Below are 25688 nucleotides of genomic sequence, written 5' to 3' on the forward strand. Positions count from 1 at the left end.
GGGAGACGCACATGGCTACCGCGCGGGCGGCTGTACTGCTGACGGGCTTTATTCTTTCCGCCGTCCTGCTCATGCCTCTGCAATGGCTTGGCCTGAAGCTGCGCCTGCCTTATGCGCGTGCGCTGCCGAATCGCTATCACCGCTTTCTTTGCCGCCTGATCGGCATCCATGTCACGACGCGCGGCATGCCGCATGAAGGCAGTGCCTGCCTCGTGGCGGCAAACCACACATCCTGGCTCGACATCCCCATTCTTGCCTCGCTCCAGCCCTGCTCATTCGTCGCGAAAAGCGAGGTCGCCGCCTGGCCCTTTTTCGGTACGCTGGCCCGGCTGCAGCGGACGGTCTTCGTGGAGCGCGAACGGCGCACCCGCACCGCTCACTCGCGCAACGAGATCCATGCCCGGATCGCGGCCGGCGATCGCCTGGTACTGTTCCCGGAAGGCACATCGAGCGATGGCAACAGGGTTCTCTCCTTCAAAAGCGCCCTGATGAGCGTCGCCCAACTCACCATCGTCAATGGCGACGAGGACCGCGAGGACGATCTCGTCGTCCAGCCAGTCTCAGTCGCCTATACGAAGCTTCATGGCATGCCGATGGGGCGCTATTTCCGGCCCTTCTTCGCCTGGTATGGCGATATGGAACTTTTTCCTCATCTCTGGGAGGCCTTCCGTCTCGGCCCCATAGAAGTGACGGTCGAGTATCACAGGCCGGTCACGATCCGCCAGATCGGCAACCGGAAGGCACTCGCACTCTATTGTGAGGAATGCTGCCGCCGCGGCGTCTCGCAGGCCCTTATCGGTCGCTGGGACGAGGCCGCGCCCACGCCGCCGCTCGCCGAAAGCGGCAGCTTCGCCGCACCTCGCGCCGCCGGTGCCTGAGCGCGGCCAATCATCTCGCCGCGCGCCGTCCATACATGATAGGCTCGTGCCGTTAGTCGAGTTCCCTGAGGAGACGAGCGCACACATTGCACGATAATCAAGCGCCATCCCGTCGCGTCATGCCGGAAGCGGGCCCCGAGGCCGAGCCCGGCTCGCCGCGCAAAAAAATCTTCGTCAAGACTTATGGATGCCAGATGAATGTCTATGACTCGGCCCGCATGGTCGATGTCATGGCCCCCTCCGGCTATACCGAGGTCGACGCGCCAGAAGACGCCGATATCGTCATTCTGAATACCTGCCACATCCGCGAAAAGGCGGCGGAAAAGGTCTATTCGGAACTCGGCCGTCTGCGCGAGCTGAAGAAGGAAAAGTCCGGTCGCGGCGAGGAGCTGCTGATCGGCGTGGCCGGCTGCGTCGCGCAAGCCGAGGGCGAGGAAATGCGCCGCCGCGCGCCTGTGGTCGATCTGGTGCTCGGCCCGCAGACCTATCATCGTCTGCCGGAATATGTCGCGCGCCTTGCGAATGGCGGTCCCGGTATCGTCGAGACCGAATTTCCGGTGGACGACAAGTTCGCCAGCCTTCCCATGGCCGAAAAGCGCAAGACGCTCGCACGCGGCGCAACCGCCTTCCTCACCATTCAGGAAGGCTGCGACAAGTTCTGCACCTTCTGCGTCGTGCCCTATACGCGCGGCAGCGAGTTCTCGCGTCCCGTCGCGCGCATCCTCGATGAAGCCCGTTCGCTGGTCGATGCGGGCGTGCGCGAGATCACGCTGCTCGGCCAGAACGTCAATGCCTGGCACGGCGAGGATCAGGCGGGGCGTCCCGCGACGCTCGGCTACCTCATTCGTGCGCTTGCGGAAATCGAAGGTCTCGCGCGGCTTCGCTACACGACGAGCCATCCCCGCGACATGGATGAAGAGCTGATTGCCGCCCATCGCGACGTGCCGGCGCTGATGCCCTACCTGCATCTGCCCGTCCAGTCGGGATCGGACCGTATCCTTGCCGCGATGAACCGCCGTCACGATGCGGATAGCTACCATCGCATCATCGGCCGCATCCGCGCCGCGAAGCCGGACATCGCCCTCTCATCCGATTTCATCGTCGGCTTTCCCGGCGAGACGGAAGCGGATTTCGAGGCGACGCTCGATCTCATCCGCACCGTCGGCTTCGCGCAGGCCTACAGTTTCAAATACAGCCCCCGTCCCGGCACGCCCGCCGCGACCGAGGAAGATCAGGTTCCCGAGGAAGTGAAGAGCGAGCGCCTGCAGCGTCTTCAGGCCCTTCTCGGCGAACAGCAGCTTGCCTTCAATGCGGGATGCGCCGGCCGCACCATGCCGGTCCTTTTCGACCGGCGGGGCCGTGGCGAAAGCCAGCTTGTCGGCCGCAGTCCCTATCTTCAGTCGGTACATATCGACGATGCCCCGGAACATCTCTTCGGCAGCCTTGTTGATGTTGTGATCGAGGAAGGACATCGAAACAGCCTGCGAGGGCGTCTCCGCGAGGAAGCGGCCGTTCTCGCCTGAATGAAGTCGGAATTTGTCGGTGGTCAGGCGCACGTCGAAAGGACAGGGTGCAGTTGAGCGCAACAGGTGGAATGAAGACATCGAACAAGGGCGAAGCGGGCGGCGTCGACAGTCTTGTCATTGCTTTTGACGACAATCGTCTGCTGACCGAGCTTTTCGGGACCAATGACAGAAACCTCGCGCGCATCGAACAAGGTCTCGGCGTGCTTGCAACCTCGCGGGGCAACAAGCTCGTCATCACGGGCAATGCCCATGCGCGCAACCAGGCCGATCGCGTCCTCAAGGACCTCTACGCCCGGCTCAAATCCGGTCAGGAAGTGAACACCGGCGAAGTGGAAGGAGCGATCCGAATGGCAACCGCACCCGATGCCGACCTCGCCCAGCCGCAAAGCGGCCTCGCGCGGCAGCAGATACAGACCAAGCGCCGCGTCATCGGCCCGCGTTCGCAAACTCAAGGCACCTATATCGACGCCTTGATGTCGAACGAACTCGTCTTCGGCGTTGGCCCCGCCGGCACCGGCAAAACCTATCTCGCCGTCGCCGTCGCCGTTTCCATGCTGCTGCAGAAGCGCGTGGATCGCATCATCCTGTCCCGCCCCGCCGTCGAGGCGGGCGAACGTCTCGGCTTCCTGCCGGGCGACCTGAAGGAAAAGATCGACCCCTATCTCCGTCCGCTTTACGACGCCCTCTACGACACACTGCCGGGCGAGCAGGCGATGAAGGGCATCGAGTCCGGCGAAATCGAAGTCGCGCCGCTCGCCTTCATGCGCGGACGAACGCTCGCGAATTCCTTCGTCATTCTCGACGAGGCGCAGAACTGTACACCCGTGCAGATGAAGATGTTTCTGACCCGCCTCGGCGAAAACAGCCGCATGGCGATTACGGGCGATCCGAGCCAAGTCGACCTGCCGCTCGGCGCGAAGTCCGGCCTTCGCGATGCACTGGAAGTGCTCGATGGCGTTCCCGGTTGTTCCACGGTTCATTTTTCCGACGCCGACGTCGTGCGGCATCCGCTCGTCACCCGCATCGTCAAGGCTTACAATGCCCGCGAACGTGGTCTTCTCGCGGAGGGCACTAGATGAGTTCCGACGGCACGCCGGGGCGAAAGCGCAGCGCCAAGGTCCGCAGTTCCGTTTCCGGACTGGAGATCGAGGTTCTGCGCGAAGCCGGAGATTGGGAAAGCAGCACGGATGAAACGGTTCGCCGCGCGGCCGAACACGCATATGCAGTCGCACGCGGCGACGAGAGCGCCGAGCTCTGCATCGTGCTGGGCGACGATGCGCTGGTAGCGAAGCTGAACAAGGCCTATCGCGGCAAGGAGGGGCCGACCAATGTGCTCTCCTTTCCGGCTGCTGAAATGCCCGACACCGGCGCCCCCGAGGCGGTCTTCGGCGGCGCTACCCCGCTTCTCGGTGATGTCGTTCTCGCCCGCGAAACGATCGCCCGCGAAGCGCTCGATCAGAACAAGAAGTTCGCCGACCATCTCTCTCATCTGACCGTGCATGGCGTGCTCCACCTTCTCGGACACGATCACATGGAAGATGTGGATGCCGACGAAATGGAAGCCCTGGAGCGCGACATTCTCGAAGACCTCGGCATTGCCGATCCTTACGGCGCCGATCACCCCGGACAATAATAAAAGCCAATGGCCGATACGACCGACAGATCTCTCGCCCCTTCCCCCAAAGACGCTTCCGCCGCATCGCGCAGCCGCTCGCGTTTCGGCTGGCTCCGCGCGTTGCTCGGATTGAACGGCAATGGCGACGGTTCGCTCCGCGAAAGCCTGGAAGAGGTGATCGAAGAGCATGAGGACATGCATCGCAGCCTCACCGCCGAAGAGCGGCATATGCTCGTCAACATCCTGAAATTCGGCGAGCTGCGCGTGGACGATGTCATGGTGCCGCGCGCCGATGTCATTGGCGTCGAGGAAAGCTGTCCGCTCGAGGAGTGCCTCCGCCTGTTCCATGTGTCGAGCCATTCGCGCATGCCGATATATCGCGAGACGCTGGACGATCCCATCGGCATGGTCCACCTGAAGGACGTGCTCGCCTGGCTTGCGCCGCAGGAAGAAGAGGCGCCGCCACGGCCGGCTTTTTCGCTGCGGTCCATTCGGCGCAATATTCTCTTTGTGCCGCCATCGATGCCCGCTCTCGATCTTCTCGTGAAAATGCAGGCGACGCGCATCCATCTTGCGCTCGTCATTGACGAATATGGCGGCACGGACGGTCTCGTTTCGATCGAGGATCTGGTGGAGGAGATCGTCGGCGAAATAGAAGACGAGCATGATACGGATGAAGGCCCGGCTCTCGTCCGCCGCGAAGACGGTACGATTGACGCGGATGCGCGCTGCCCGATCGAGGATCTTGAGGATATGATCGGCCTCCGCCTCGTCGAGGAAGAGCATGAAGACGATGTCGATACCCTGGCGGGGCTTGTCTTCTCGTTGCTCGGCCGCGTTCCGTTGCGTGGCGAACTTGTCCGCCACCCCGCCGGTCTTGAATTCGAGGTGAAGGACGCCGATGCCCGCCGTATCAAGCGCATGCGTATTCATCTCCTGACCGCGGCCGAGAAAGACGCTGTGCCCGCCGTGACGGCGGAGGGCTGATCGGTGCGGGTTGAAAGCGGCCTTGCTGCCGCCGTCTATCGCGTTGAACGTGTCGCTGTCGCGCTGGCCGAGTTGCGTGGCTGGCGGCGCTATCTGGCGGCGTTTGCTGCCGGCGCCGTCAGCGTGCTGGCCCTTCCGCCTTATGATTTCTTGCCGGTTCTCTTCATCACCGTGCCTTTCCTCATCTGGCTTCTGGATGGTGTAGGCGAGCCGACGAGATCGCGCCGCCGCCGTGTTCTGTGGCGTGCGGGCGTCGTCGGCTGGTGGTTCGGCTTCGGCTATTTCCTTCTCGGGCTCTATTGGATCGGTCATGCCTTTCTGGTCGAAGCGGAGAAGTTCGCCTTTCTGCTTCCCGTCGCCGTCACTCTTCTGCCGGCGGGCCTCGCGCTTTTCACGGGCGCCGCCGCGGCGCTTGCACGGCTCTTCTGGTTTCGCGGCTATCGGCGTGTCGTCGTGCTCGCGGTTTCCTGGACGGTGCTGGAATGGCTCCGTGGCCATATATTGACGGGCTTCCCGTGGAACCTGATCGGCGAAAGTTTCTCAGGCTCGGATGCGCTCATGCAGGCTGCGGCGCTTGTCGGCGCCTATGGCCTCTCTTTCATCGCGCTGCTGATCGTCGGTTCGCCGGCTGCGTTCGATACGCGTGTCAGCCCAGCGCAGCGGGCCGTAGACGGCGAGCTTCTCACCGCGCCCTTGATTGCATTGGCGGGTTTGGCGTTGATCTGGGTTGGAGGTGCCGCGCGCATTTCCTCGGCCGAGTTGAAATATGCCGACGGCGTCAGCGTCAGGATCGTGCATCCGAACACGCCTTTCGCCGACGATTGGGCGGATGAGAACCGTGTTCTCACCATCATCGGGCAGCTTCTACGCATGTCGCGCGATCCGACGCCGGAACGGCCTCGGGGCATCGACGGAAAGACGGTCGTCGTCTGGCCGGAGAATGCTGTGCCGGTGCTGCTTGCGCGCCAGCCCTATGTTCTCTCCGCCATCGGCCGCGTCTTGCCCGAAGGCGCACTGCTGATCGCCGGCTCCAATCGCGGTGAGCCGGAACCTGGCGGTCCATCGGACCGTTTGCGCGTCTTCTACAACAGCCTCTATGTCGTCGGTGCGGGCGGCGAAATCGTTGAAACCTACGACAAGCATCATCTCGTGCCTTTCGGGGAATATGTGCCGCTGCGCCATTGGCTTGGCCGCATCGGTCTTCGCCAGCTCGTCCAGTTCCAGGGCAGTTTCGATGTCGGGCCGGGCCCGCGCACGCTGACACTCCCGGGCCTGCCGCCGGTAAGTCCGCTTATCTGCTACGAAGTCATTTTCCCTGGCGAGGTGGTTGCGCCCGGTCCCCGGCCGGATTGGATGGTCAACATCACGAATGATGCCTGGTTCGGCGTCCATGCCGGTCCGAGCCAGCACTTCTCGCAAGTCCGCCTGCGTGCGGTGGAGCAGGGCCTGCCCCTTGTCCGCGCGGCGAACAGCGGCATTTCCGCCGTCATCGACCCCTATGGCCGGGTATTGAAAAGTCTCCCCCTCGACAGGCGCGGCGTCATCGACGCGGCCTTGCCCGCTCCCCTGCAGCCCACCCTCTACGCCCGTCTCGGCGACTTCTTTCTGGCCTTCCTGCTGCTCGCGGCCTCCGCCGCCGCCTGGTACGGCCGGCCAAGGGTCAAAAGCCGCGCCTGAAGCTGAAGGGTTGCGTCCACATTGGGGGGGCCCCGGAATTCAGCCATTTTCTGGCGTGTGTCTTTACTGCAAGGGACGACTTATGGTTGTAGTGTGGCAGCATGGCTTTCGTCCAAAGGGTCCAGCGTGACGCGCAAATTACCGAATCCGATTGATGTCCATGTCGGCGGCCGGGTCCGCATGCGCCGCATGCTGATCGGCATGAGCCAGGAAAAACTGGGCGAGAGCCTCGGTCTCACCTTCCAGCAGGTTCAGAAATACGAGAAGGGCAGCAACCGCATCGGGGCGAGCCGCCTTTATCAGATTGGCAGCGTGCTGGGTGTTCCGATCGAATACTTCTTCGAAGGCGTGGAGCCGGGCGAAGGCAATGGCATGGAACCGGACGCAGCCCCCTCCCCCGGCTTCGACATGGACATTCTTTCGACGGCCGAAGGCATACAGCTCAACAGTGCTTTCTTCGCTATCGCCGACCCGAAGCTCCGCAAGCGTATTCTCGACCTCGTAAAGGCCCTGGGCGGTTTGAGCGACGAGGTGGAAACGCCGGCAACGGACGAAAACCAGCCCCATTGACAGCATTACGGTAAATATATAGGGGATATGCACGTATGTGCATATCTTTTTGCGCCCGGCTGTTGACCCGGCATCCGATCCTTGCAAAAACCAGAGCCGCTGGCCGGGGCTGACAGGGATTGAAGGCGATCATTGTCCCGCAACGGCATCCGATTTTAGAGCCCACGGGCGGTTCCGCCGCATTGGGGCGCAAAACTCATCTCAGACCCATGAGGGAGATCAAACTTGGCTAGGTCAAATTTCCTGTTCACCAGCGAATCCGTTTCAGAGGGCCACCCCGATAAGGTGTGCGACAGGATTTCCGACGCCGTCGTCGATCTCTATCTGGCGGCCGATCCTTTTGCCCGCGTCGCCTGCGAAACGCTGACAACCACGAACAAGATCGTGCTCGCCGGCGAAGTGCGCGGCCCCGCCTCCATCACCAAGGAGAAGGTCGAGGAAACGGCGCGCAACGCCGTCAAGGCAATCGGCTACGAACAGGAAGGCTTCCACTGGAAGAATGCCGATGTCGAGGTGCTGCTGCATGCCCAGTCCGCCGACATCGCACAGGGCGTTGATGCCGCCGGCAACAAGGATGAAGGCGCTGGCGACCAGGGCATCATGTTCGGCTATGCCTGCACCGAGACGGATGTGCTCATGCCGTCGCCGATCTATTACGCCCATCGCATCCTGAAACGCATGGCCGAGGATCGTCATTCGGGCAAGCGTCCCGAGTTCGAGCCGGATGCCAAGAGTCAGGTGACGATGAAATATGAAAACGGCAAGCCGGTCGGCGTGACCTCGGTTGTCGTTTCGACGCAGCACAAGGCGAATGTTTCGCAGGCAGATCTCCGCGAACTCGTCCGCGACGCCGTGAAGAGCGTTCTGCCCAATGGCTGGTTCCCGCCGGAAGAAGAATTCTACGTGAACCCCACCGGCAACTTCGTGATCGGCGGCCCGGACGGCGACGCCGGCCTCACCGGCCGCAAGATCATCGTCGACACCTATGGTGGCTGGGCGCCGCATGGCGGCGGTGCCTTCTCCGGCAAGGATCCGACGAAGGTCGACCGTTCGGCGGCTTACGCATCGCGTTACCTCGCGAAAAACGTTGTGGCCGCAGGCCTTTCCGAGCGCTGCACCATTCAGCTTTCCTATGCGATTGGTGTCTCGAAGCCGCTTTCGATCTATTGCGATCTGCACGGCACGGGCAAGGTCGAGGAAGATGCGATCGAGAAGGCTGTCGCGAAATGCATGGATCTCAGCCCGCGTGGTATCCGCGAGCATCTTCAGCTCAACCGGCCGATCTATGAGCGCACGGCCGCTTACGGTCATTTCGGCCGCGTGCCGGAATCGGATGGCGGTTTCTCCTGGGAGAAGACCGACCTCGCGGACAAGCTCAAGGCGGAAATCCGCTAAGAGCGGAGGACCAGAGAAGTGCGAGCGGCATGAGCCCGAGAAATTCACATCTGGGCAGTGCTTCGGAGAAATCCCGCCGCCACGTCTATGGCCGGACCAAGGGCAAGAGCTTGCGGTCCCGTCAGGCACATCTGATGGAGACCCTCGGCAAGAGGGTCTCCATTTCTCTTGCCGACAGCACCATTGATCCGGCCAGGCTCTTCGAGTGTGCAAGCGAAGTCTGGCTCGAAATCGGCTTCGGTGGCGGCGAGCATCTCGCGCACCAGGCCGCGCTTCATCCCGATGTAGGTATCCTGGGCTGCGAGCCCTTCGTGAACGGCGTCGCCAAGCTCGTCGCCGAAATCGACGAACGCGGCCTCGAAAACATCCGCATTCTCAACGACGATGCCCGCTTCCTGCTGGAGCGGCTGGCGCCTGCCTCGCTCGCCCGAACCTTCATCCTTTACCCCGATCCCTGGCCGAAAAAACGCCATAACAAGCGCCGCTTCATCAATGAGGAGACGCTGGCCTTCCTCGCCCGCGCCTTGAAGCCGGGCGGCGAACTGCGTTTCGCAAGCGACATTCCCGATTACATCGCCTGGACGCTCGCCCATATCGCCCGCTTCAACCGCGAAAATGGCGAAACCTTCGTCTGGACCGCCGAAAAGCCAGCCGATTGGCGCACGCCCTATGAAGGCTGGCCTGGCACCCGCTATGAGGCAAAGGCGATCCGCGAAGGCCGCACACCCACCTATCTCGCCTTCCGCCGCGCCTGAGCCCTCGCCGGCCCGCCCCTTGCCCTTCGCCCCGAAAAGGGGCTATATAGGCGCCAATCAAGTCAGCGACGCTCTCAGAGTGGGCTGTCTCCGGAAACGGGGGCCCGCTTTTTTTGTTTCTGGGGCCTCGTCGGCACATCTGTTTGGAGAACGGCCTTTGCCCTCCACGGGTCTCGATAAAAAGCCTGACAGCGGCGCAACCGATCTCGCCGCGCTCGACACGCATCTGATCGCGCCTCCCGGCGTTGCGCGCAGGGTGTTCGAGCAGCTGCGGGCGCCGGCCGAGGGCGCGGGCTTCGAGATCGTCCGGGTGCGCTTCGGTGTGCAGGACGGCCAGACGCTGCAGATCATGGCGGAGCGGCCGGACGGGTCGATGACGGTCGAGGATTGCGCGGAGCTGTCGCGCATGTTGTCGGCGCTGCTCGATGTCGAGGATCCGATCCCCGGCGAATATCATCTGGAAATCTCGTCGGCCGGCATCGACAGGCCGCTGACAAGGCCGAAGGATTTCGAACGCTGGAGCGGCTTTGAAGTGAAAGTCGGCTTGTCGGAGCCCCTCTCGGGCCGCAAGCGGTTTCGCGGCATCCTTCAGGGCGTCGAGGATGACGAAGTTCTTGTTGAGTGCGATATCGAAGGTTTTTCGGAGCCGCAGGTTCTCGGCCTGCCGTTCCGTCAGTTGAGTGAGGCGAAGCTCGTGATGAGCGACGACCTCATAAGGGAAAGTCTCAAACGACAGGGCCCGGTCAATGATGACCCGGACGCCCCCGCCGACGGAGAATAAGAGAATGGCTGTAAGCGCCAACCGGCTCGAACTGTTGCAGATCGCGGATGCGGTCGCGCGCGAAAAGTCGATCGACCGCGAAGTCGTCATCGAGGCGATGGCGGAAGCGATCCAGAAGGCCGCGCGTTCCCGCTACGGCGCGGAAAATGAAATCCGTGCACGGATCAATCCGCAGACCGGTGAAATTCGCCTCGTGCGCCTCCTCGAAGTGGTGGACACAGTCGAAAACGACGCCGTCCAGATCGACCTGAAATCCGCGCAGCGCCGCAATCCGGCCGCGCAGCTCGGCGATCTCATCGAGGACGAGCTGCCGCCGGTCGATTTCGGCCGCATCGCCGCGCAGACCGCCAAGCAGGTCATCGTGCAGAAGGTGCGCGACGCCGAGCGCGAGCGCCAGTACGACGAATACAAGGATCGCATCGGCGAGATCGTCAACGGCATCGTCAAGCGCGTCGAATACGGCAACGTCATCGTCGATCTCGGTCGCGGCGAAGCCATTGTCCGCCGCGACGAGCTGCTTCCGCGCGAAACCTTCCGCAATGGCGATCGCGTCCGCGCCTATATCTATGACGTGCGCCGCGAACAGCGCGGCCCGCAGATTTTCCTCTCGCGCTCGCATCCCCAGTTCATGGCGAAGCTCTTCGCGCAGGAAGTGCCGGAAATCTATGATGGCATCATCGAGATCAAGGCCGTCGCCCGCGATCCGGGCAGCCGTGCGAAGATCGCCGTTCTCTCGAACGACTCGTCGATCGATCCCGTCGGCGCCTGCGTCGGTATGCGCGGCTCCCGCGTGCAGGCCGTGGTGAACGAATTGCAGGGCGAAAAGATCGACATCATCCAGTGGTCGCCCGATGCCGCCACCTTCATCGTCAATGGCCTCGCGCCGGCCGAAGTCGTCAAGGTCGTGCTGGACGAAGATGCACAGCGCATCGAAGTCGTCGTGCCGGACGATCAGCTCTCGCTAGCCATTGGCCGCCGTGGCCAGAACGTGCGCCTCGCCTCGCAGCTCACCGGCTGGGATATCGACATCCTGACCGAGGCCGAAGAGAGCGAACGCCGTCAGGCCGAATTCCTCAGCCGCACGGCAACCTTCGCCGAGGCGCTTGATGTCGACGAGATGATCGCGCAGCTCCTCGCCTCCGAAGGCTTCGCCTCGATCGAGGAAGTGGCTTATGTCGACCTCGATGAAATCGCCGAAATCGAAGGCTTCGACGAAGACACCGCTCAGGAAATCCAGAGCCGCGCGCTCGAATATATCGAACGCCAGAACGCGGAGTTCGATGCGAAGCGCCGTGAGCTCGGCGTCGCCGATGAAGTGGCCGACGTGCCGGGCGTCACGCCGAAGATGATGGTTGCCTTCGGCGAGAACGACGTGAAGACGGTCGAGGACCTTGCCGGCTGTGCCACCGACGATCTCATCGGCTGGAACGAGACGGTGAACGGCGAGCGCAAGCATCAGCAGGGTATCATCGAGGGCTTCGATCTGACCGCCGAGGAGGCGAACGACCTCATCATGCAGGCGCGCCTCAAGGCCGGCTGGATCACCGAGGCCGATCTCGCCTCCGACGAAGAGGAAGAGGCCGGTGAAACGGACGAGGTTGGTGAAGAAGCCTGACGGCGAGGCGCACGCGGCCGATCCGCAGGGTGAAGGCGCCGAAGCCACGGATCCCTCGGAGCGCCGCTGCATCGTCTCGGGCGAGAGCGGCCCGAAAGGCGGGCTGATCCGTTTCGTGCTCGACCCCGAAGGCCGGGTCGTGCCGGATCTGGCGGAAAAGCTCCCCGGAAGGGGTTTATGGGTGACCGGAACCCGCGCAATGCTTGAAAAAGCCGTTGCGAAGGGTCACTTCGCAAGGGCGGCCAAGGCTTCCGCCAGTGCGGATTCTGGCCTTCCCGATCTTGTGGAGCGCCTGCTCGCCCGCCGCGCCGCCGATACGCTGGGCCTCGCCCGCAAGGCAGGCGCGCTGGAAGCAGGTTTTGAGAAGGTTATGACGGCCATAGATCGTGGCCGCGTGGTGTGCCTCATCGAGGCCAGGGATGGCGCCGAAGATGGTCGCCGCAAGCTCGAACAGCGCCTCCGGGTGGCCAAAGAGCAAGGTATTCTGCCCGATGTCCCCGTTCTCAGCCCCCTCTGGGCCTATGAAATGGGTTTGGCATTGGGTAGGGGAAATGTGATACATGCTGCCCTGATCCAGGGACGCATGCAGGCGAAAGTCATGGCGGATCTCGTCAGGCTGGAACGCTATGGGCGGAAAGACAGCCCGGAAAATGCCCGTTCTCTCTGAGGACGGGGCCCAGGATAACGAAGGATACGAATGACCGACCAGGCCGATACGAGCGAACGCAAACCGAAAGCCGCAGGCAAGACGTTGAGCCTCAAGCGGACGGTGGAATCTGGCCATGTGCGCCAGAATTTCTCGCATGGCCGCTCGAAGTCGGTCGTCGTCGAGAAAAAGAAGAAGCGCACGCTGAAGACCTCGGCGGATGCCGCACCGGCCGCCGCGCCTGCCGCTGCTCCCGCAGCAGCCGAAGAGGTCGCGAAAAAGCCGGTTGCCGCGCCTGAGGTAAAGCCCGCCGCTCCGGTCGAGGAAAGGCCGGCACCCGTCGCCAAGGCCGCGCCTGAAGTCAAGGCAGTGCCCGCCCCGGCTCCGGCCGCCGCGCCTGCCGTGGAAAAGAAGCCGAGCCGTTCGCGCTCCGGCGTCGTCCTTCGCACGCTCACCGAAGAAGAAAAAAACGCCCGTGCCCAGGCGCTCGACAGCGCGCGCGAACGTGAAGGCGAGGATCGCCGGCGCGCCGAGGAAGAAGCCAGGCGCTTCGCCGAGGAAGATGCCCGCCGCGAAGCAGAGCGTGCCGCCGCGGCCGCGCGCGCCGCCGAGGAAGCCTCGCGTCACACCGCCGATCAGTCCACGCGGACCCGCGCCGCCGAGGAAGCCAAGCGCCGCCTCGACGATGACCGGCCCGCCGCCACGCCTGCGGCCGCCCGCCCCGCCAAGGAGCAGGCGATCGAGGAAGACGACGATAAGCCGAAGCGCGGCGCCGGCCACACGCCCGCCAAGGCGCCGCCTGCGCGCCGCAGCGAAGAACGCCGTCGCGGCAAGCTCACCATCACCAAGGCTTTCGACGACGAGAGCGAGCGCCAGCGTTCGCTCGCTTCGATGCGCCGCCGCGTGGAGCGCGAGCGCAAGAAGCACATGGGCATTCAGGAAGCCCCGCAGAAAATCATCCGTGAAGTCGTCATTCCGGAAGTCATCACCATTCAGGAACTCGCGAACCGCATGGCGGAGCGCGCAGTCGATGTGATGAAGATCCTGATGAAGCAGGGCATCATGCTGAAGATCACCGATGTGATCGACAGCGACACCGCCCAGCTCGTCGCCGAAGAACTCGGCCACACCGTGAAGCGCGTTGCGGAATCGGACGTTGAGGAAGGCCTCGTCGGCGAAGCCGATATCGAAGAGGCGAAGCAGGCGCGCGCGCCCGTCGTCACGGTCATGGGCCATGTCGACCACGGCAAGACCTCGCTGCTCGACGCGCTACGCAAGACCGACGTCGCGGCCGGCGAAGCGGGCGGCATCACGCAGCATATCGGCGCCTATCAGGTAAACCTGAGCTCGGGCGAGCGCATCACCTTCCTCGATACGCCGGGCCACGCCGCCTTCACCTCGATGCGCGCCCGTGGCGCCAAGGTGACGGACATCGTCGTGCTCGTCGTCGCGGCGGATGACGGCGTCATGCCGCAGACCATCGAAGCGATCAATCACGCGAAGGCCGCGGGCGTTCCGATGATCGTCGCCATCAACAAGATGGACAAGCCGGAAGCCGATCCGACCCGCGTGAAGAACGAATTGCTGCAGCACGAAGTCGTGGTCGAGGATTTCGGCGGCGACGTCCTCACCGTGCCGATCTCCGCCAAGACGGGCATGGGCCTCGACAAGCTCGAGGAAACCATTCTCCTCCAGGCCGAACTGCTCGACATCCGTGCCAATCCCGATCGTGCCGCCGAAGGCATCATCGTCGAGGCGAAGCTCGATCGCGGCCGTGGCCCGGTCGGCACCGTGCTCGTTCAGCGCGGCACGCTGAAAGTCGGCGACATCATCGTGGCCGGCGCCGAATGGGGCCGTGTCCGCGCGCTCATCAATGATCGCGGCGAAAATGTCGAAAGCGCCGGTCCCTCCGTGCCCGTCGAAGTGCTTGGCCTCGGCGGCGCGCCGGAAGCGGGCGACGTCATCAGTGTGGTCGAGAGCGAAGGCCGCGCCCGCGAAGTTACGGCCTATCGCCAGCGTCTCCAGCGCGACAAGCGCGTCGGCACCGGCGGGCGCACCTCGCTCGACCAGATGCTCTCGCAGCTGAAGGAACAGGACAAGAAAGAGCTGCCGATCGTCGTCAAGGCGGACGTGCAGGGTTCCGCCGAAGCGATCGTGCAGGCGCTTGAAAAGCTCGGCACCGACGAAGTCACCGCCCGTGTCCTTCATGTCGGCGTCGGCGGCGTCACGGAATCGGATGTCACGCTGGCGACCGCCTCGCGCGCGCCGATCATCGGCTTCAACGTCCGCGCCAATACGCAGGCGCGCGATGCCGCGCGTCAGGCCGGCGTCGAAATCCGCTACTACTCGGTCATCTACGACCTCGTGGACGACATCAAGGCCGCCATGTCCGGCATGCTTTCGCCGGAGCTGCGCGAAACCTTCCTCGGCAATGCCGAAATCCTGGAAATCTTCAACATTTCCAAGACCGGCAAGGTCGCGGGCTGCCGCGTCACCGAAGGTGTCGTGCGCCGCGGTTCGCATGTCCGCCTCATCCGCGACGACGTGGTGATCCACGAAGGCAAGCTCTCCACCTTGAAGCGCTTCAAGGATGAAGTGAAGGAAGTGCAGTCCGGTCAGGAATGCGGCATGGCTTTCGAGGGCTACCAGGATATGCGCAAGGGCGACGTCATCGAATGTTTCGATGTCGAGGTCGTGCAGCGCAGCCTCGCCTGATCTGAAATTCACCTCCCCCCGGTGGGGGGAGGTCGATCCGGCGGATCGAGCTTTAAAAGCCCATGCAGAAGAAATCGAGTTCAAAGAGCCATCGCGCCACGCGCGGTCCCAGCCAGCGTCAGCTCCGCGCGGGCGAGCTCATTCGCCGTGCGCTGTCCGATGTCGTCACCCGCGGCACCATTCAGGACCCGGACCTGATCGAACGCAGTTTCTCCGTCACCGAAGTGCGCGTCAGCCCCGACCTTCGCCACGCCACCTGTTTCGTCGCGCCGCTGGGCAAGGGCGATGCTGCGGCTCTTGCCGCCGCGCTCACCCGCGTGCGCGGCTATCTGCGCGGTCAGCTCTCGAAGGAAGTCACCTTCAAATACATGCCCGATCTCACCTTCGAGCCCGATACCTCCTTCGACAAGGCGGAGCAGATCGACCGTCTGCTGCATTCGCCGAAGGTCTCGCAGGATCTCTCGCCCCAGGACGACGAGGAATAGGCCGATGGCCCGCCGCAAAAAAGGCGAGGCGGTTTCGGGCTGGGTCGTGGTGGACAAGCCGGTCGGGCCCACCTCCTCCGATGTCGTGAACAGGATCCGCCGCGCCTTCAATGCCCAGAAGGCAGGCCATGCCGGCACGCTCGATCCCCTCGCGAGCGGCATCCTGCCCGTCGCCCTCGGCGAGGCGACCAAGACCGTCCCCTTCATGATCGACGCCGCCAAGGGCTACCGCTTCACAATCCGCTTCGGCGAGGCCACGACCACGCATGACGCCGAGGGCGAAGTCACCGAAACGAGCCCCCGCCGCCCGTCGGATGCCGAAATCGAAGCCGGTTTCGCGGCCTTCAGGGGCGAAATCCAGCAGGTTCCTCCCGCTTTTTCCGCCATCAAGATCGATGGCGAGCGCGCCTATGCCCGCGCCCGGGCCGGCGAGGAAGTGGTCATGGAGGCCCGTCCCGTCACAATTCACGAAATCGCCCTTCTGGGCCGTCCCGACACCGACCATGCCGAGCTGGAAATCCTTTGCAGTAAAGGCACTTACGTCCGTTCGCTGGCCCGCGACCTGGCGCTGGCGCTCGGCACCGTCGGCCATGTTTCCGCCCTCCGGCGCACCCGCCACGGCCCCTTCCGGGAAGAGGCCGCAATTCCGCTGGATAAACTCTGCGCCTTGGGCCATATTGCGCCCGCTCCCGGCTCTGGGGCGCATTTACTGCCGCTTGAGACCGCGCTGGACGACATCCCGGCGCTGGCCGTAAGCGGCGACGATGCGGCCCGATTGAGAAAGGGTCAGGGAGTTTTGTTGCGCGGGCGCGACGCACCCATCCTTTCCGGATCGGTTCTGGCGACCCATCGGGGAGACCCGGTGGCGCTGACCGAATACAGGCAAGGGGAGCTCTGTCCCGTCCGCGTGTTCAATCTCGGTTCATAAGGAGATCCCGATGTCGATTACGCCGGAGCGCAAAGCTCAGCTCATCAAGGAATTCGCCGGCAAGGATGGCGACACTGGTTCGCCTGAAGTCCAGGTCGCGATCCTGACCGAACGCATCGTCAACCTCACCGAACATTTCCGGGGCCACGCGAAGGACAATCATTCGCGTCGCGGTCTTTTGAAAATGGTGAGCCAGCGCCGCAGCCTTCTCGACTATGTGAAGAAGAAGGATCAGGCGCGTTACGAAAAGCTGATCTCCCGTTTGGGGATTCGGCGGTAACCGGGTGCTTATTGCCCCCACGGTTCTGCTTTGCACGGCGCCCGCCCCGAGGTTCCTTTCGGAACCTGACGGGCGGGCGTGTGTGTTTTGCGGGGCCGTTACGAAAGAGACATTCGTCCGTTGACGGATGGTTGTCGCGGTTGAGCCCGCTGCCCCTCGTCTCTGGGGTCCGGGCTTCGTGCTTGTCGCACGGCGCATTCGGCGCATCCGTGGAAAGCCGTCCTATTTGTCCGGCCGCGATATGAGCGGCAGAAAAGCGCCGGCCCGCATGATGATGGAAGAACGCATGCAAAGCGGGCGGCGCGGAACAGGAAACCGATATGTTTAAAATCACACGCGAAGAAATTGAATGGGGCGGCCGTACGCTCGTCCTCGAAACGGGCAAGATCGCCCGTCAGGCCGATGGCGCGGTTCTCGCGACCTACGGCGACACCACCGTTCTCGCCACCGTTGTTGGCGAACGCAAGCCGAAGCCCGGCCTCGATTTCTTCCCCCTGACCGTGAATTATCAGGAAAAGACCTATGCCGCGGGCAAGATTCCCGGCGGCTTCTTCAAGCGTGAAGGCCGTCCGAGCGAAAAGGAAACGCTCGTCTCCCGCCTGATCGACCGTCCGATCCGTCCGCTCTTCATCAAGGGCTTCAAGAACGAAACCCAAGTGATCGCCACCGTCGTCAGCCACGACATGGAAAACGATCCCGACATCGTCGCCATGATCGCGGTCTCCGCCGCGCTCACCATTTCCGGCCTGCCTTTCCTTGGGCCCATCGGCGCCGCGCGCGTCGGCTATATCGGCGGTGAGTACAAGCTCAACCCGATGATCGACGAGATGCCCGAAAGCGCGCTCGACCTCGTGGTCGCCGGCACCGCCGACGCCGTGATGATGGTGGAATCGGAAGCGAAGGAACTTTCCGAAGACATCATGCTCGGCGCCGTCATGTTCGGCCACAAGGAATTCCAGCCGGTGATCGACATGATCATCCGCATGGCCGAGAAATGCGCGAAGGAGCCGCGCGCCATCGACGTGAAGGACAATTCCGAACTCGTCGCCAAGGTGCGTGAGCTGGCCGAAAGCGATGTCCGCGCCGCTTATGGCCTGAAGGACAAGGGCCAGCGTCACGAGGCGCTCGCCGCCGCGAAGGACAAGGTGAAATCCGCCCTCTGCAATCCGGAAGATCCGAACGCCGTTTCGGAAACGGATGTCGGCGGCGTCTTCAAGAGCATCGAAAGCGACGTCGTCCGCAACTCGATCCTCGACACGAAAAGCCGCATCGATGGCCGCGATCTCGAAACCGTTCGCCCCATCGTCTCGGAAGTGGGCGTGCTCCCGCGCACGCATGGTTCGGCGCTCTTCACGCGCGGCGAAACGCAGGCCCTCGTGGTGGCGACGCTCGGCACCGGCGATGACGAGCAGTTCATCGACGCGCTGGAAGGCACCTACAAGGAAAACTTCCTGCTGCACTACAACTTCCCGCCCTTCTCCGTCGGCGAGACGGGCCGCGTCGGCTTCACCGGCCGCCGCGAAGTCGGTCACGGCAAGCTCGCCTGGCGCGCGCTCCGTGCGGTGCTTCCGCCCAAGACCGAGTTCCCCTACACGCTGCGCCTCGTCTCGGAAATCACCGAGTCGAACGGTTCCTCCTCGATGGCAACCGTTTGCGGCTCCTCGCTCGCGATGATGGATGCGGGTGTGCCGCTGAAGCGCGCCGTCGCCGGCATCGCCATGGGCCTCATCCTCGAAGGTGAGCGTTTCGCCGTTCTGTCGGACATCCTCGGCGACGAGGATCACCTCGGCGACATGGACTTCAAGGTGGCGGGCACGCAGGAAGGCGTGACCTCGCTCCAGATGGACATCAAGATCACCGGCATCAACGAGCGCATCATGAAGCAGGCCCTCGCCCAGGCGAAGGGCGGCCGCTTGCATATTCTCGGCGAGATGGCGAAAGCTCTCGACACGGCCCGCCCCGAAATGGGCGAATACGCGCCGCGTATCGAAGTGATCACCGTGCCGACCGACAAGATCCGTGAAGTCATCGGCACGGGCGGCAAGGTCATCCGCGAGATCGTGGAAAAGACGGGCGCCAAGGTCGACATTTCCGACGACGGCACCATCAAGGTCGCCTCGTCCGACGGCGAGTCGATCCGCAAGGCGATCGCCTGGATTCAGGGCATTGTCGCCGAGCCGGAAGTCGGCAAGATCTATGAGGGCACGGTCGTGAAGGCGGTCGATTTCGGCGCCTTCGTGAACTTCTTCGGCCCGCGCGACGGTCTCGTGCACATCTCGCAGATGGCGCCGACCCGCGTGGAGCAGGTCTCCGATGTCGTCAAGGAAGGCGACAAGGTCAAGGTCAAGCTCCTGGGCTTCGATGATCGCGGCAAGGTCCGCCTGTCGATGAAGCATGTGAACCAGGAAACCGGCGAAGAGATCGTCTACGAAAACGAGCCCGCCGAGCAGCCCCGCGAAAAGCGCGAAGGCGGCGGTGGTCGCGGTCGCCGTCGCGAACGCGACTGACGTCTCGTCGCAATAAAGCTAGGATTGCGGGGTCAGCTCATGCTGGCCCCGTTTTCTTTTGGAGACCCCGCATGCGCCGACCCGCCGCTCTCGCCGCCGCTCTCTTCCTCTTCGCCGCTCCCGCCCTCGCCGATGAAGCGCCCGCCAATGGCTGGCAAGCGCAAGTGACGGCGCATGATCGCGACCGGCTGGAGCGATACGAGGATGCGGTAACGAAAGGCATGATGGAGTCCCGCGTCGCCGGCGAGGAACACGGCACCTACAATGAACTCGTGAGCATCATGGAAGGCGAGACCGTCGCCGCCGATCCCGAAAGGCTGAAAGGCGACTGGAACTGCCGCACCATCAAGGCGGGCGGCCCCTTCGCGGGCTTCGTCGTCTATGGCTGGTTCCGCTGCGAGGTCGTGGAAAGGGACGGCCGCCTCTTCTTCGAAAAGCGCACCGGCTCGCAGCGCCAGTCCGGCTTCCTTTACGAGCGCGACGAAAAAAGCTGGGTCCTGCTCGCCGCGCCGAATGAGGGCCACTCCGGTCCCATCCGCGCGTATTCGGGCCCCGAAGGTGGCGTCACCGATCCGCAAATGATCGACCAGCCCGCCATCGTCTCCCTCCTCGAAGACGGCCGCGCCCGCGCGGTCTTCCCCTGGCCGGAGTTGGAATCAACCTTCAACGTGCTGGAAATGACGCGGCGAAAATAATGGGCCTCAGCCCTCGCCGCCCTCCGGCTGGCTCGCCTTCAGCTCTTCCGCGCGCGGCAATCCGATGATGTTGTAGCCGCCATCGACATGATGCACCTCGCCGGAAACCCGCGCCGAAAGATCGGAGAGCAGGTAAAGCCCGGCGCCGCCCACATGGTCGAGCTCGATCGATTCCTTGATCGGCGCATGTGTCTTGTTCCACTTGAACACGAACCGCGCATCGCCGACCGCCGAGCCCGCAAGTGTGCGCATCGGACCTGCCGAAATCGCGTTGACGCGAATGCCGTGCCGGCCGAGATCGACCGCGAGATAGCGCACGCTCGCCTCGAGCGCGGCCTTCGCCACGCCCATCACATTGTAGTTCGGCATGACGCGCGTCGAGCCGCCATAGGTCAGCGTCACCATCGAGCCGCCCCGCGTCATCAGCTTTGCCGCGCGCCGCGCCACATCGGTGAAGGAGAAGCAGGAAATATCCATCGTGCGCAGGAAGTTTTCCCGCGTCGTGTCGACATAGCGGCCCTTGAGCTCGTTCTTGTCGGAATGCGCGATGGCGTGAACCACGAAGTCGAGCACGCCCCATTCCTTCTCCAGCGTCTCGAAAGCCGCATCGAGGCTCGCCGGGTCCGTCACGTCGCAAGGCAGCAGCAGCTTCGAGCCGGCGGATGCCGCCAGCGGCTTCACGCGCCGTCCGAAGCTTTCGCCCTGATAGGTGAAGGCGAGTTCCGCGCCATGTGCCGCCAGCGCCCGCGCAATGCCCCAGGCGATCGAGTGATCGTTCGCCACACCCATGATAAGGCCGCGCCGGCCCTTCATCAGCGGCCCTGTCAGCACCAATGCGCCTTCGCCCGCCTTCTCTCCGCCAGAACCATGCATGCGTGTCTCGCTTCCCAATTGTTCAGCCCCGCTTCCGGCACCGCCGGTCCCGTTCCCCTCGGGCTGCGTTCACCCGTTATAGCGTTGCAGTGCCAGCGTCGCGTTGGTGCCGCCGAAACCGAAACTGTTCGAGATCGCGAGATTGATGTCGGCATTGTCGATGCGCGTCCGCGCAATGTTGGCGTCGGCGACCGCCGGGTCGATCTCGTCGATATTGGCGCTCGCCGCTATGAAGCCGGACTGCATCATCAGCAGCGTGTAGATGGCTTCGTGAACGCCCGCCGCGCCCTGTGCGTGGCCGGTCAGCGATTTCGTGGCGCTGATCGGCGGCATGTCGGCGCCGAAGACTTCGCGGATCGCGTTGATCTCGGGAATGTCGCCCACAGGCGTCGATGTCGCATGCGGGTTGATGTAGTCGACTTTCTCTTTGACGTTCTGCAGCGCCATCTTCATGCAGCGCACCGCGCCTTCGCCGGAAGGGGCCACCATGTCGGCGCCGTCCGCCGTCGCGCCATAGCCGACGATCTCGGCATAGATCTTCGCGCCGCGCGCCTTCGCGTGTTCGAGCTCTTCCAGCACGAGAATGCCGCCGCCGCCGGTGATGACGAAGCCGTCGCGGTCCTTGTCATAGGCGCGGCTCGCCTTTTCCGGCGTGTCGTTCCGCTTCGCCGACATCGCGCCCATCGCGTCGAAGAGCACCGACAATGTCCAGTCGAGTTCCTCGCCGCCGCCGGCAAACATCACGTCCTGCTTGCCCCACTGTATCATCTCGGCCGCATTGCCGATGCAGTTCGCCGAGGTCGAGCAGGCCGAGCTGATGGAGTAGTTGACGCCCTTGGTCTTGTACCAGGTCGAAAGATTGGCCGAGCAGGTCGAGGACATCGCCTTCGGCACCGCGAAGGGGCCGACTTTCTTCGGGCCTTTCACGGGCTCCGTGCGCGCCATGTCGGCGGCGGCGACGATCGCCTTGGTCGAAGGTCCGCCCGAACCGACGATGAGCCCCGTGCGCGGGTTGCTCACATCGCTTTCCTCGAGCCCCGCATCGCGGATCGCCTGTTCCATCGCGATCCAGGCATAGGCCGCGCCATCGCCCATGAAGCGCCGCGCGCGCCGGTCCACCGCCTCGTCGAGATTGATCTTCAGGCTGCCATGCACCTGGCTCCTGAACCCCATCTCCGCATAGGTATCGGCTCTCACGATGCCGGATTTGCCTTCACGCAGGCTCCCGACGACTTCTTGAGTGTTGTTTCCGATGCTGGAAACGATGCCCATGCCTGTGACGACGACTCGCCTCATGGCAGCCTCTCTTTCACTGCGGATCAATTACCTGCACGCTGATGGAAATCATGTGCGTTGCGTTGTTCTCTCGGGCCGTCCGGTTCTCAGGCGGCTTGTTCTTCCGTCTGCAGCCCGACCTTCATGTCGGTGATCGTAAACGCCAGTTCGCCATCCGCCAGAATAGTGCAATCGGCAACGCCGACCACGAGACGGCGGTTCACCACGCGCTTCAGCTGAATGATGTATTCGATCTTTTTGACCGCGGGCGTCACCATCGCGGAAAACTTCACCTCGCCCACGCCGACCGCGCGGCCCTTGCCCTTGCCGCCGATCCAGCCGAGAAAAAATCCGAGAAGCTGCCACGCGCCGTCAAGGCCGAGGCAGCCCGGCATGATCGGGTCGCCCTCGAAATGGCAGGGGAAGAACCAGAGCTCCGGCTTGATGTCGAATTCGGCTTTGATGAGGCCCTTGCCGTGTTCGCCGCCCTCATCCGAAATATGCGTGATGCGGTCGATCATCAGCATTGGCGGCAGCGGCAACTGGGCATTGCCGGGTCCGAACAGGCGGCCATGCGCGCATTCGAGAAGGTCGTCCAGGGAGTAAGCCGATTTCCGTTCCGCCATTGTCGTCCGCTCAAAAATGGCCCGCTTGCCGCCCCTTGCCCGGGCCGGTCCGGTGCCGTCCTCGCTCCGCGGCGCTCGCGCCGCTCCCGCTTCCTCGCTCAGCTTGGCTTGGTAACACACCCTTGGGCCGCCGCAAACCCTTGCCTTACGGGCATTTAGCGCCCTTTCCGCCCGCCGTCGAGCCCTTGACAAATGCATGACAGGGACACTATCTATCTGTTTGTAACGATTACAAACTGCACTCCGTATTCCGTAGCGGAAGGCAAAACCCAGAGGGATATGTTGGTGACGCAGGAACGCCCCTACGCACAGACACTGACCAGGCTGCGGGAAGCAGGGCTCCGCCCCACGCGCCAGCGGCTGGCTCTGGGCCGCATCTTGTTCGATGGCGGTGATCGCCATGTCACGGCCGAAGCCCTCCATGAGGAAGCGCAGAAGGCCGGCGTCAGCGTTTCCCTCGCCACGGTCTACAACACGCTGCACCAGTTCACCGGCGCGGGCCTCCTGCGCGAAGTGGTGGTGGACAGCGCGCGGACCTATTTCGACACCAATATCGACGACCACCATCACTTCTTCATCGAGAAGGATGGCGCGCTGATGGATATTGCGGGCACCGATGTCACCATCGGCAAGCTCCCGGCCGCGCCGGAAGGCATGGACATCGCCCGCGTCGATGTCATCGTCCGCCTGCATGACCGGCCCAAAGGCTGATCCTGCCAGCGCGAGACTTGAGAATTCCTCGCAAAAACAATAACTAAAATGTTTGTTTGGAATATATCCAATCTGTTGACCGCTCCGGTTAACGGTCCTAGAATCCTGTCCAACCTCCTGTAATCGCCCTTTCCCAAAGGGTGGCGGGAAGCGCCGGAAGGGCTTTTCAGCCTCGCCGGCGCGCGGCCTTGGGCGCCTCAGGGCAGGCGCCGGGCCCGGTTTCTAGTGATCGTCAAACGCACAAGGTGAGGAGCAACATCATGGCATCGCTTTCCGGTTCCAAGACCTGGGAAAATCTCAAAGAAGCGTTCGCCGGCGAAAGCCAGGCCAACCGCCGCTATCTCTATTTCGCGCAGAAGGCCGACGTCGAAGGCTTCAACGATGTCGCCGCCGTGTTCCGTTCGACCGCCGAAGGCGAGACGGGCCATGCGCATGGCCATCTCGAATTCCTCGAGGAAGTCGGCGATCCGGCGACGGGCGAGCCCATCGGCGCCACCGACAAGAACCTCAAGGCCGCCATCGCGGGCGAAACCCACGAATACACCGACATGTATCCGGGCATGGCGCGCACCGCGCGCGATGAGGGCTTCGACGAAATCGCCGACTGGTTTGAAACGCTCGCCAAGGCCGAAAAGAGCCATGCCGGACGTTTCCAGAAGGCGCTGGACAGCCTCGGCAGCTAATATCGCTGCAGCCGCAAATATCGCATAGCCGGAGAGGTTCGCCTCTCCGGCCGCGCATTTCCGTCCCGTCACCCGCCCGGAGATTTGCAGCCAATGAGCAGCCCGACAGAAGGCAGCCCGAAAGAGGGAAGCACCGAAGCCCCGATCCGTCATCCGATCGAGTGGCGCAACCCGGACTTCTACGACGCCGAAAAGATCGATGCCGAAATGCGCCGCATCTTCGACATCTGCCACGGCTGCCGCCGCTGCTTCAATCTCTGCGACAGTTTCCCTCGCCTCTTCGATCTGATCGACGAGAGCCCGACCGGCGAACTCGACGAGGTGAAGTCATCCGACTTCGGTCCCGTCGTCGAGGCCTGCACGCTCTGCGACATGTGCTACATGACGAAGTGCCCCTATGTGCCGCCGCATGAATTCAATCTCGACTTCCCGCATCTGATGTTGCGCTACCGCGCGGCGGAAGGAAAAGAGAAGCAAGGCTTCCCCTTCGTGCAGGCGCAGCTCGCGCAGACGGACCGCAACGGCAAGCTCGCCCAGCCCGTCGCCCCGCTTGCGAATTGGGGCTCCTCCCGCGCGAACAAGCTGACGCGCCCCGTCCTCGAAGCCGTCGCGGGCATCGACCGCCGCGCCGAGCTGCCGAAATTTCACGGGCAAACATTCACCATGCGCGCGAAGAAGCAGGACAAGGAAGGCCTGTCCGCGCCGAAGCCCGCGCCCGCGAGCGGCCGCAAGGCCGTCCTCTTCGCCACCTGCTTCGTCAACTACAATAATCCGGGCGTCGGCGAAGCCGCACGCCTTGTCCTCGCGCATAATGGCGTCGAGACCGAAGTCGCCTATCCCGGCTGCTGCGGCATGCCCTTCCTCGAACAGGGCAACATCGAAAAAGTTGCCGCCCAGGCGGAGAAGGTCGCGAAGGACATGTGCGCCTGGATCGACAAGGGCTACGACATCATCACGCTCACCGCTTCCTGCGGCCTGATGTTCAAATTCGAATGGCCGCTCATCCTGCCCGAAAACGAAGACGTGATGCGCCTCTCCGCCGCCACCCGCGACATCGACGAATATGTCGTCGACATCGCGAAGAAGGAGGGTCTCGCCGCCGGCCTCCGCCCGGTCGAGGGTGGCGTCACCGCCCATCTCGCCTGCCATGCCCGCGCGCAGAACATGGGCGCGAAATCGGCCGAGATGATGCGCCTCATCCCCGAGCTCAAGCTCGATGTCGTCGAGCGATGCTCCGGCCACGGAGGAACTTTCGGCGTCATGAAGGAAACCTTCGATGTCGCCATGAAGGTCGGCAAGACCGCGTCGCGCAATGTCGCGAAAACCGGCAACAAATATGTAACCTCCGATTGCCCGCTCGCCGCCAAGCATCTCACCCACGAAATCGAAACCATGGGCGAGCCGCAATTGCCGCAGGCGAGCCATCCGATCGAGATCATGGCGCGCGCCTGGGGGCTTATCTGAT

General features: G+C 63.4%; 24 protein-coding genes. 21 read left to right on the forward strand and 3 right to left on the reverse strand.

The genetic code is table 11. The features are described 5' to 3' along the window. The first annotated feature begins 11 nt into the window (after nt 1-11). The 18 genes from olsA (at nt 12) to PLAV_RS19165 (ending at nt 20055) form a co-directional block, all read left to right on the forward strand. Entirely contained in the window at nt 12-878 is an 867-nt protein-coding gene (gene olsA, locus PLAV_RS18340; protein ID WP_012112474.1) for a lyso-ornithine lipid O-acyltransferase, read from the forward strand. A gap of 119 nt (nt 879-997) precedes the next feature. Continuing rightward, complete coding sequence (gene miaB / locus PLAV_RS18345; protein WP_012112475.1) at nt 998-2401, forward strand: tRNA (N6-isopentenyl adenosine(37)-C2)-methylthiotransferase MiaB; 1404 nt, start codon at nt 998-1000, stop codon at nt 2399-2401. A gap of 71 nt (nt 2402-2472) precedes the next feature. Next, the gene (locus PLAV_RS18350; RefSeq protein ID WP_049767836.1) at nt 2473-3483 is read left to right on the forward strand and encodes a PhoH family protein; all 1011 of its coding nucleotides are present in this window, start codon (nt 2473-2475) and stop codon (nt 3481-3483) included. Beyond that, complete coding sequence (ybeY, locus tag PLAV_RS18355; protein WP_012112478.1) at nt 3480-4037, forward strand: rRNA maturation RNase YbeY; 558 nt, start codon at nt 3480-3482, stop codon at nt 4035-4037. The genes PLAV_RS18350 and ybeY overlap by 4 nt, the downstream gene beginning before the upstream one ends. A 9-nt stretch (nt 4038-4046) precedes the next feature. After that, the gene (locus PLAV_RS18360) at nt 4047-5006 is read left to right on the forward strand and encodes a hemolysin family protein (RefSeq protein WP_012112479.1); all 960 of its coding nucleotides are present in this window, start codon (nt 4047-4049) and stop codon (nt 5004-5006) included. 3 nt (nt 5007-5009) lie between these two features. Then, the gene (gene lnt, locus PLAV_RS18365; protein WP_012112480.1) at nt 5010-6683 is read left to right on the forward strand and encodes an apolipoprotein N-acyltransferase; all 1674 of its coding nucleotides are present in this window, start codon (nt 5010-5012) and stop codon (nt 6681-6683) included. 180 nt (nt 6684-6863) lie between these two features. After that, nucleotides 6864-7253, forward strand: a complete 390-nt coding sequence (locus PLAV_RS18370; RefSeq protein ID WP_049767903.1) for a helix-turn-helix domain-containing protein — start codon at nt 6864-6866, stop codon at nt 7251-7253. A gap of 225 nt (nt 7254-7478) precedes the next feature. After that, a complete protein-coding gene (metK, locus tag PLAV_RS18375) occupies nt 7479-8648 on the forward strand; it encodes a methionine adenosyltransferase (protein WP_012112482.1) in 1170 nt (389 codons plus the stop codon). A 29-nt stretch (nt 8649-8677) separates the two neighbouring features. Next, complete coding sequence (gene trmB / locus PLAV_RS18380) at nt 8678-9403, forward strand: tRNA (guanosine(46)-N7)-methyltransferase TrmB (protein WP_012112483.1); 726 nt, start codon at nt 8678-8680, stop codon at nt 9401-9403. Between the two features lie 157 nt (nt 9404-9560). Beyond that, nucleotides 9561-10184 (forward strand): ribosome maturation factor RimP, encoded by a 624-nt coding sequence (rimP, locus tag PLAV_RS18385; RefSeq protein ID WP_012112484.1) that lies wholly within the window; start codon nt 9561-9563, stop codon nt 10182-10184. Between the two features lie 4 nt (nt 10185-10188). Further along, nucleotides 10189-11799, forward strand: coding sequence for a transcription termination factor NusA (gene nusA, locus PLAV_RS18390; RefSeq protein WP_012112485.1), 1611 nt, complete (start codon nt 10189-10191; stop codon nt 11797-11799). Then, entirely contained in the window at nt 11786-12466 is a 681-nt protein-coding gene (locus tag PLAV_RS18395; RefSeq protein ID WP_083762723.1) for an RNA-binding protein, read from the forward strand. Before nusA ends, PLAV_RS18395 begins: the two co-directional genes overlap by 14 nt. A 30-nt stretch (nt 12467-12496) precedes the next feature. After that, a complete protein-coding gene (infB, locus tag PLAV_RS18400) occupies nt 12497-15160 on the forward strand; it encodes a translation initiation factor IF-2 (RefSeq protein ID WP_012112487.1) in 2664 nt (887 codons plus the stop codon). 62 nt (nt 15161-15222) lie between these two features. Next, nucleotides 15223-15645, forward strand: a complete 423-nt coding sequence (gene rbfA, locus PLAV_RS18405; protein ID WP_012112488.1) for a 30S ribosome-binding factor RbfA — start codon at nt 15223-15225, stop codon at nt 15643-15645. A gap of 4 nt (nt 15646-15649) precedes the next feature. After that, nucleotides 15650-16573, forward strand: coding sequence for a tRNA pseudouridine(55) synthase TruB (gene truB / locus PLAV_RS18410; protein WP_012112489.1), 924 nt, complete (start codon nt 15650-15652; stop codon nt 16571-16573). Between the two features lie 10 nt (nt 16574-16583). Next, entirely contained in the window at nt 16584-16853 is a 270-nt protein-coding gene (gene rpsO, locus PLAV_RS18415) for a 30S ribosomal protein S15 (protein WP_012112490.1), read from the forward strand. A gap of 320 nt (nt 16854-17173) precedes the next feature. After that, on the forward strand, nt 17174-19360 hold the full coding sequence (gene pnp / locus PLAV_RS18425) for a polyribonucleotide nucleotidyltransferase (RefSeq protein ID WP_012112491.1): 2187 nt from the start codon (nt 17174-17176) through the stop codon (nt 19358-19360). Between the two features lie 71 nt (nt 19361-19431). Next, on the forward strand, nt 19432-20055 hold the full coding sequence (locus tag PLAV_RS19165; protein WP_012112492.1) for a DUF4893 domain-containing protein: 624 nt from the start codon (nt 19432-19434) through the stop codon (nt 20053-20055). A 6-nt stretch (nt 20056-20061) separates the two neighbouring features. Here the strand turns inward: PLAV_RS19165 and fabI are convergent, their stop codons facing one another. The 3 genes from fabI to fabA form a co-directional block, all read right to left on the reverse strand. Further along, on the reverse strand, nt 20062-20928 hold the full coding sequence (gene fabI / locus PLAV_RS18435) for an enoyl-ACP reductase FabI (RefSeq protein ID WP_012112493.1): 867 nt from the start codon (nt 20926-20928) through the stop codon (nt 20062-20064). A 69-nt stretch (nt 20929-20997) separates the two neighbouring features. After that, nucleotides 20998-22224 carry a beta-ketoacyl-ACP synthase I gene (fabB, locus tag PLAV_RS18440; RefSeq protein WP_012112494.1) on the reverse strand — a complete coding sequence of 409 codons (1227 nt, stop codon included), beginning with the start codon at nt 22222-22224 and terminating at the stop codon, nt 20998-21000. Nucleotides 22225-22310: 86 nt separating this feature from the next. After that, entirely contained in the window at nt 22311-22829 is a 519-nt protein-coding gene (fabA, locus tag PLAV_RS18445; protein WP_012112495.1) for a 3-hydroxyacyl-[acyl-carrier-protein] dehydratase FabA, read from the reverse strand. Between the two features lie 279 nt (nt 22830-23108). Between fabA and irrA the strand changes: the two genes are divergently transcribed. The 3 genes from irrA to PLAV_RS18460 all read left to right on the forward strand — a co-directional run bounded on the left by irrA (nt 23109) and on the right by PLAV_RS18460 (nt 25687). After that, nucleotides 23109-23540, forward strand: coding sequence for an iron response transcriptional regulator IrrA (gene irrA / locus PLAV_RS18450; RefSeq protein WP_012112496.1), 432 nt, complete (start codon nt 23109-23111; stop codon nt 23538-23540). A 260-nt stretch (nt 23541-23800) separates the two neighbouring features. After that, on the forward strand, nt 23801-24223 hold the full coding sequence (locus PLAV_RS18455) for a rubrerythrin family protein (RefSeq protein WP_012112497.1): 423 nt from the start codon (nt 23801-23803) through the stop codon (nt 24221-24223). Nucleotides 24224-24316: 93 nt separating this feature from the next. Continuing rightward, complete coding sequence (locus PLAV_RS18460) at nt 24317-25687, forward strand: heterodisulfide reductase-related iron-sulfur binding cluster (RefSeq protein ID WP_012112498.1); 1371 nt, start codon at nt 24317-24319, stop codon at nt 25685-25687. The last annotated feature ends 1 nt before the right edge of the window (nt 25688 follow it).

This window comes from Parvibaculum lavamentivorans DS-1 (assembly GCF_000017565.1).
Lineage (GTDB): Bacteria > Pseudomonadota > Alphaproteobacteria > Parvibaculales > Parvibaculaceae > Parvibaculum > Parvibaculum lavamentivorans.

Coding starts and splice junctions, on each gene's coding strand:
- olsA (WP_012112474.1), top strand. CDS start 12: ATGGCTACCGCGCGGGCGGCTGTACTGCTGACGGGCTTTATTCTTTCC.
- miaB (WP_012112475.1), top strand. CDS start 998: ATGCCGGAAGCGGGCCCCGAGGCCGAGCCCGGCTCGCCGCGCAAAAAA.
- PLAV_RS18350 (WP_049767836.1), top strand. CDS start 2,473: ATGAAGACATCGAACAAGGGCGAAGCGGGCGGCGTCGACAGTCTTGTC.
- ybeY (WP_012112478.1), top strand. CDS start 3,480: ATGAGTTCCGACGGCACGCCGGGGCGAAAGCGCAGCGCCAAGGTCCGC.
- PLAV_RS18360 (WP_012112479.1), top strand. CDS start 4,047: ATGGCCGATACGACCGACAGATCTCTCGCCCCTTCCCCCAAAGACGCT.
- PLAV_RS18370 (WP_049767903.1), top strand. CDS start 6,864: ATGCGCCGCATGCTGATCGGCATGAGCCAGGAAAAACTGGGCGAGAGC.
- trmB (WP_012112483.1), top strand. CDS start 8,678: ATGAGCCCGAGAAATTCACATCTGGGCAGTGCTTCGGAGAAATCCCGC.
- nusA (WP_012112485.1), top strand. CDS start 10,189: ATGGCTGTAAGCGCCAACCGGCTCGAACTGTTGCAGATCGCGGATGCG.
- infB (WP_012112487.1), top strand. CDS start 12,497: ATGACCGACCAGGCCGATACGAGCGAACGCAAACCGAAAGCCGCAGGC.
- rbfA (WP_012112488.1), top strand. CDS start 15,223: ATGCAGAAGAAATCGAGTTCAAAGAGCCATCGCGCCACGCGCGGTCCC.
- truB (WP_012112489.1), top strand. CDS start 15,650: ATGGCCCGCCGCAAAAAAGGCGAGGCGGTTTCGGGCTGGGTCGTGGTG.
- rpsO (WP_012112490.1), top strand. CDS start 16,584: ATGTCGATTACGCCGGAGCGCAAAGCTCAGCTCATCAAGGAATTCGCC.
- pnp (WP_012112491.1), top strand. CDS start 17,174: ATGTTTAAAATCACACGCGAAGAAATTGAATGGGGCGGCCGTACGCTC.
- PLAV_RS19165 (WP_012112492.1), top strand. CDS start 19,432: ATGCGCCGACCCGCCGCTCTCGCCGCCGCTCTCTTCCTCTTCGCCGCT.
- fabI (WP_012112493.1), bottom strand. CDS start 20,928: ATGCATGGTTCTGGCGGAGAGAAGGCGGGCGAAGGCGCATTGGTGCTG.
- fabB (WP_012112494.1), bottom strand. CDS start 22,224: ATGAGGCGAGTCGTCGTCACAGGCATGGGCATCGTTTCCAGCATCGGA.
- fabA (WP_012112495.1), bottom strand. CDS start 22,829: ATGGCGGAACGGAAATCGGCTTACTCCCTGGACGACCTTCTCGAATGC.
- irrA (WP_012112496.1), top strand. CDS start 23,109: ATGTTGGTGACGCAGGAACGCCCCTACGCACAGACACTGACCAGGCTG.
- PLAV_RS18455 (WP_012112497.1), top strand. CDS start 23,801: ATGGCATCGCTTTCCGGTTCCAAGACCTGGGAAAATCTCAAAGAAGCG.
- PLAV_RS18460 (WP_012112498.1), top strand. CDS start 24,317: ATGAGCAGCCCGACAGAAGGCAGCCCGAAAGAGGGAAGCACCGAAGCC.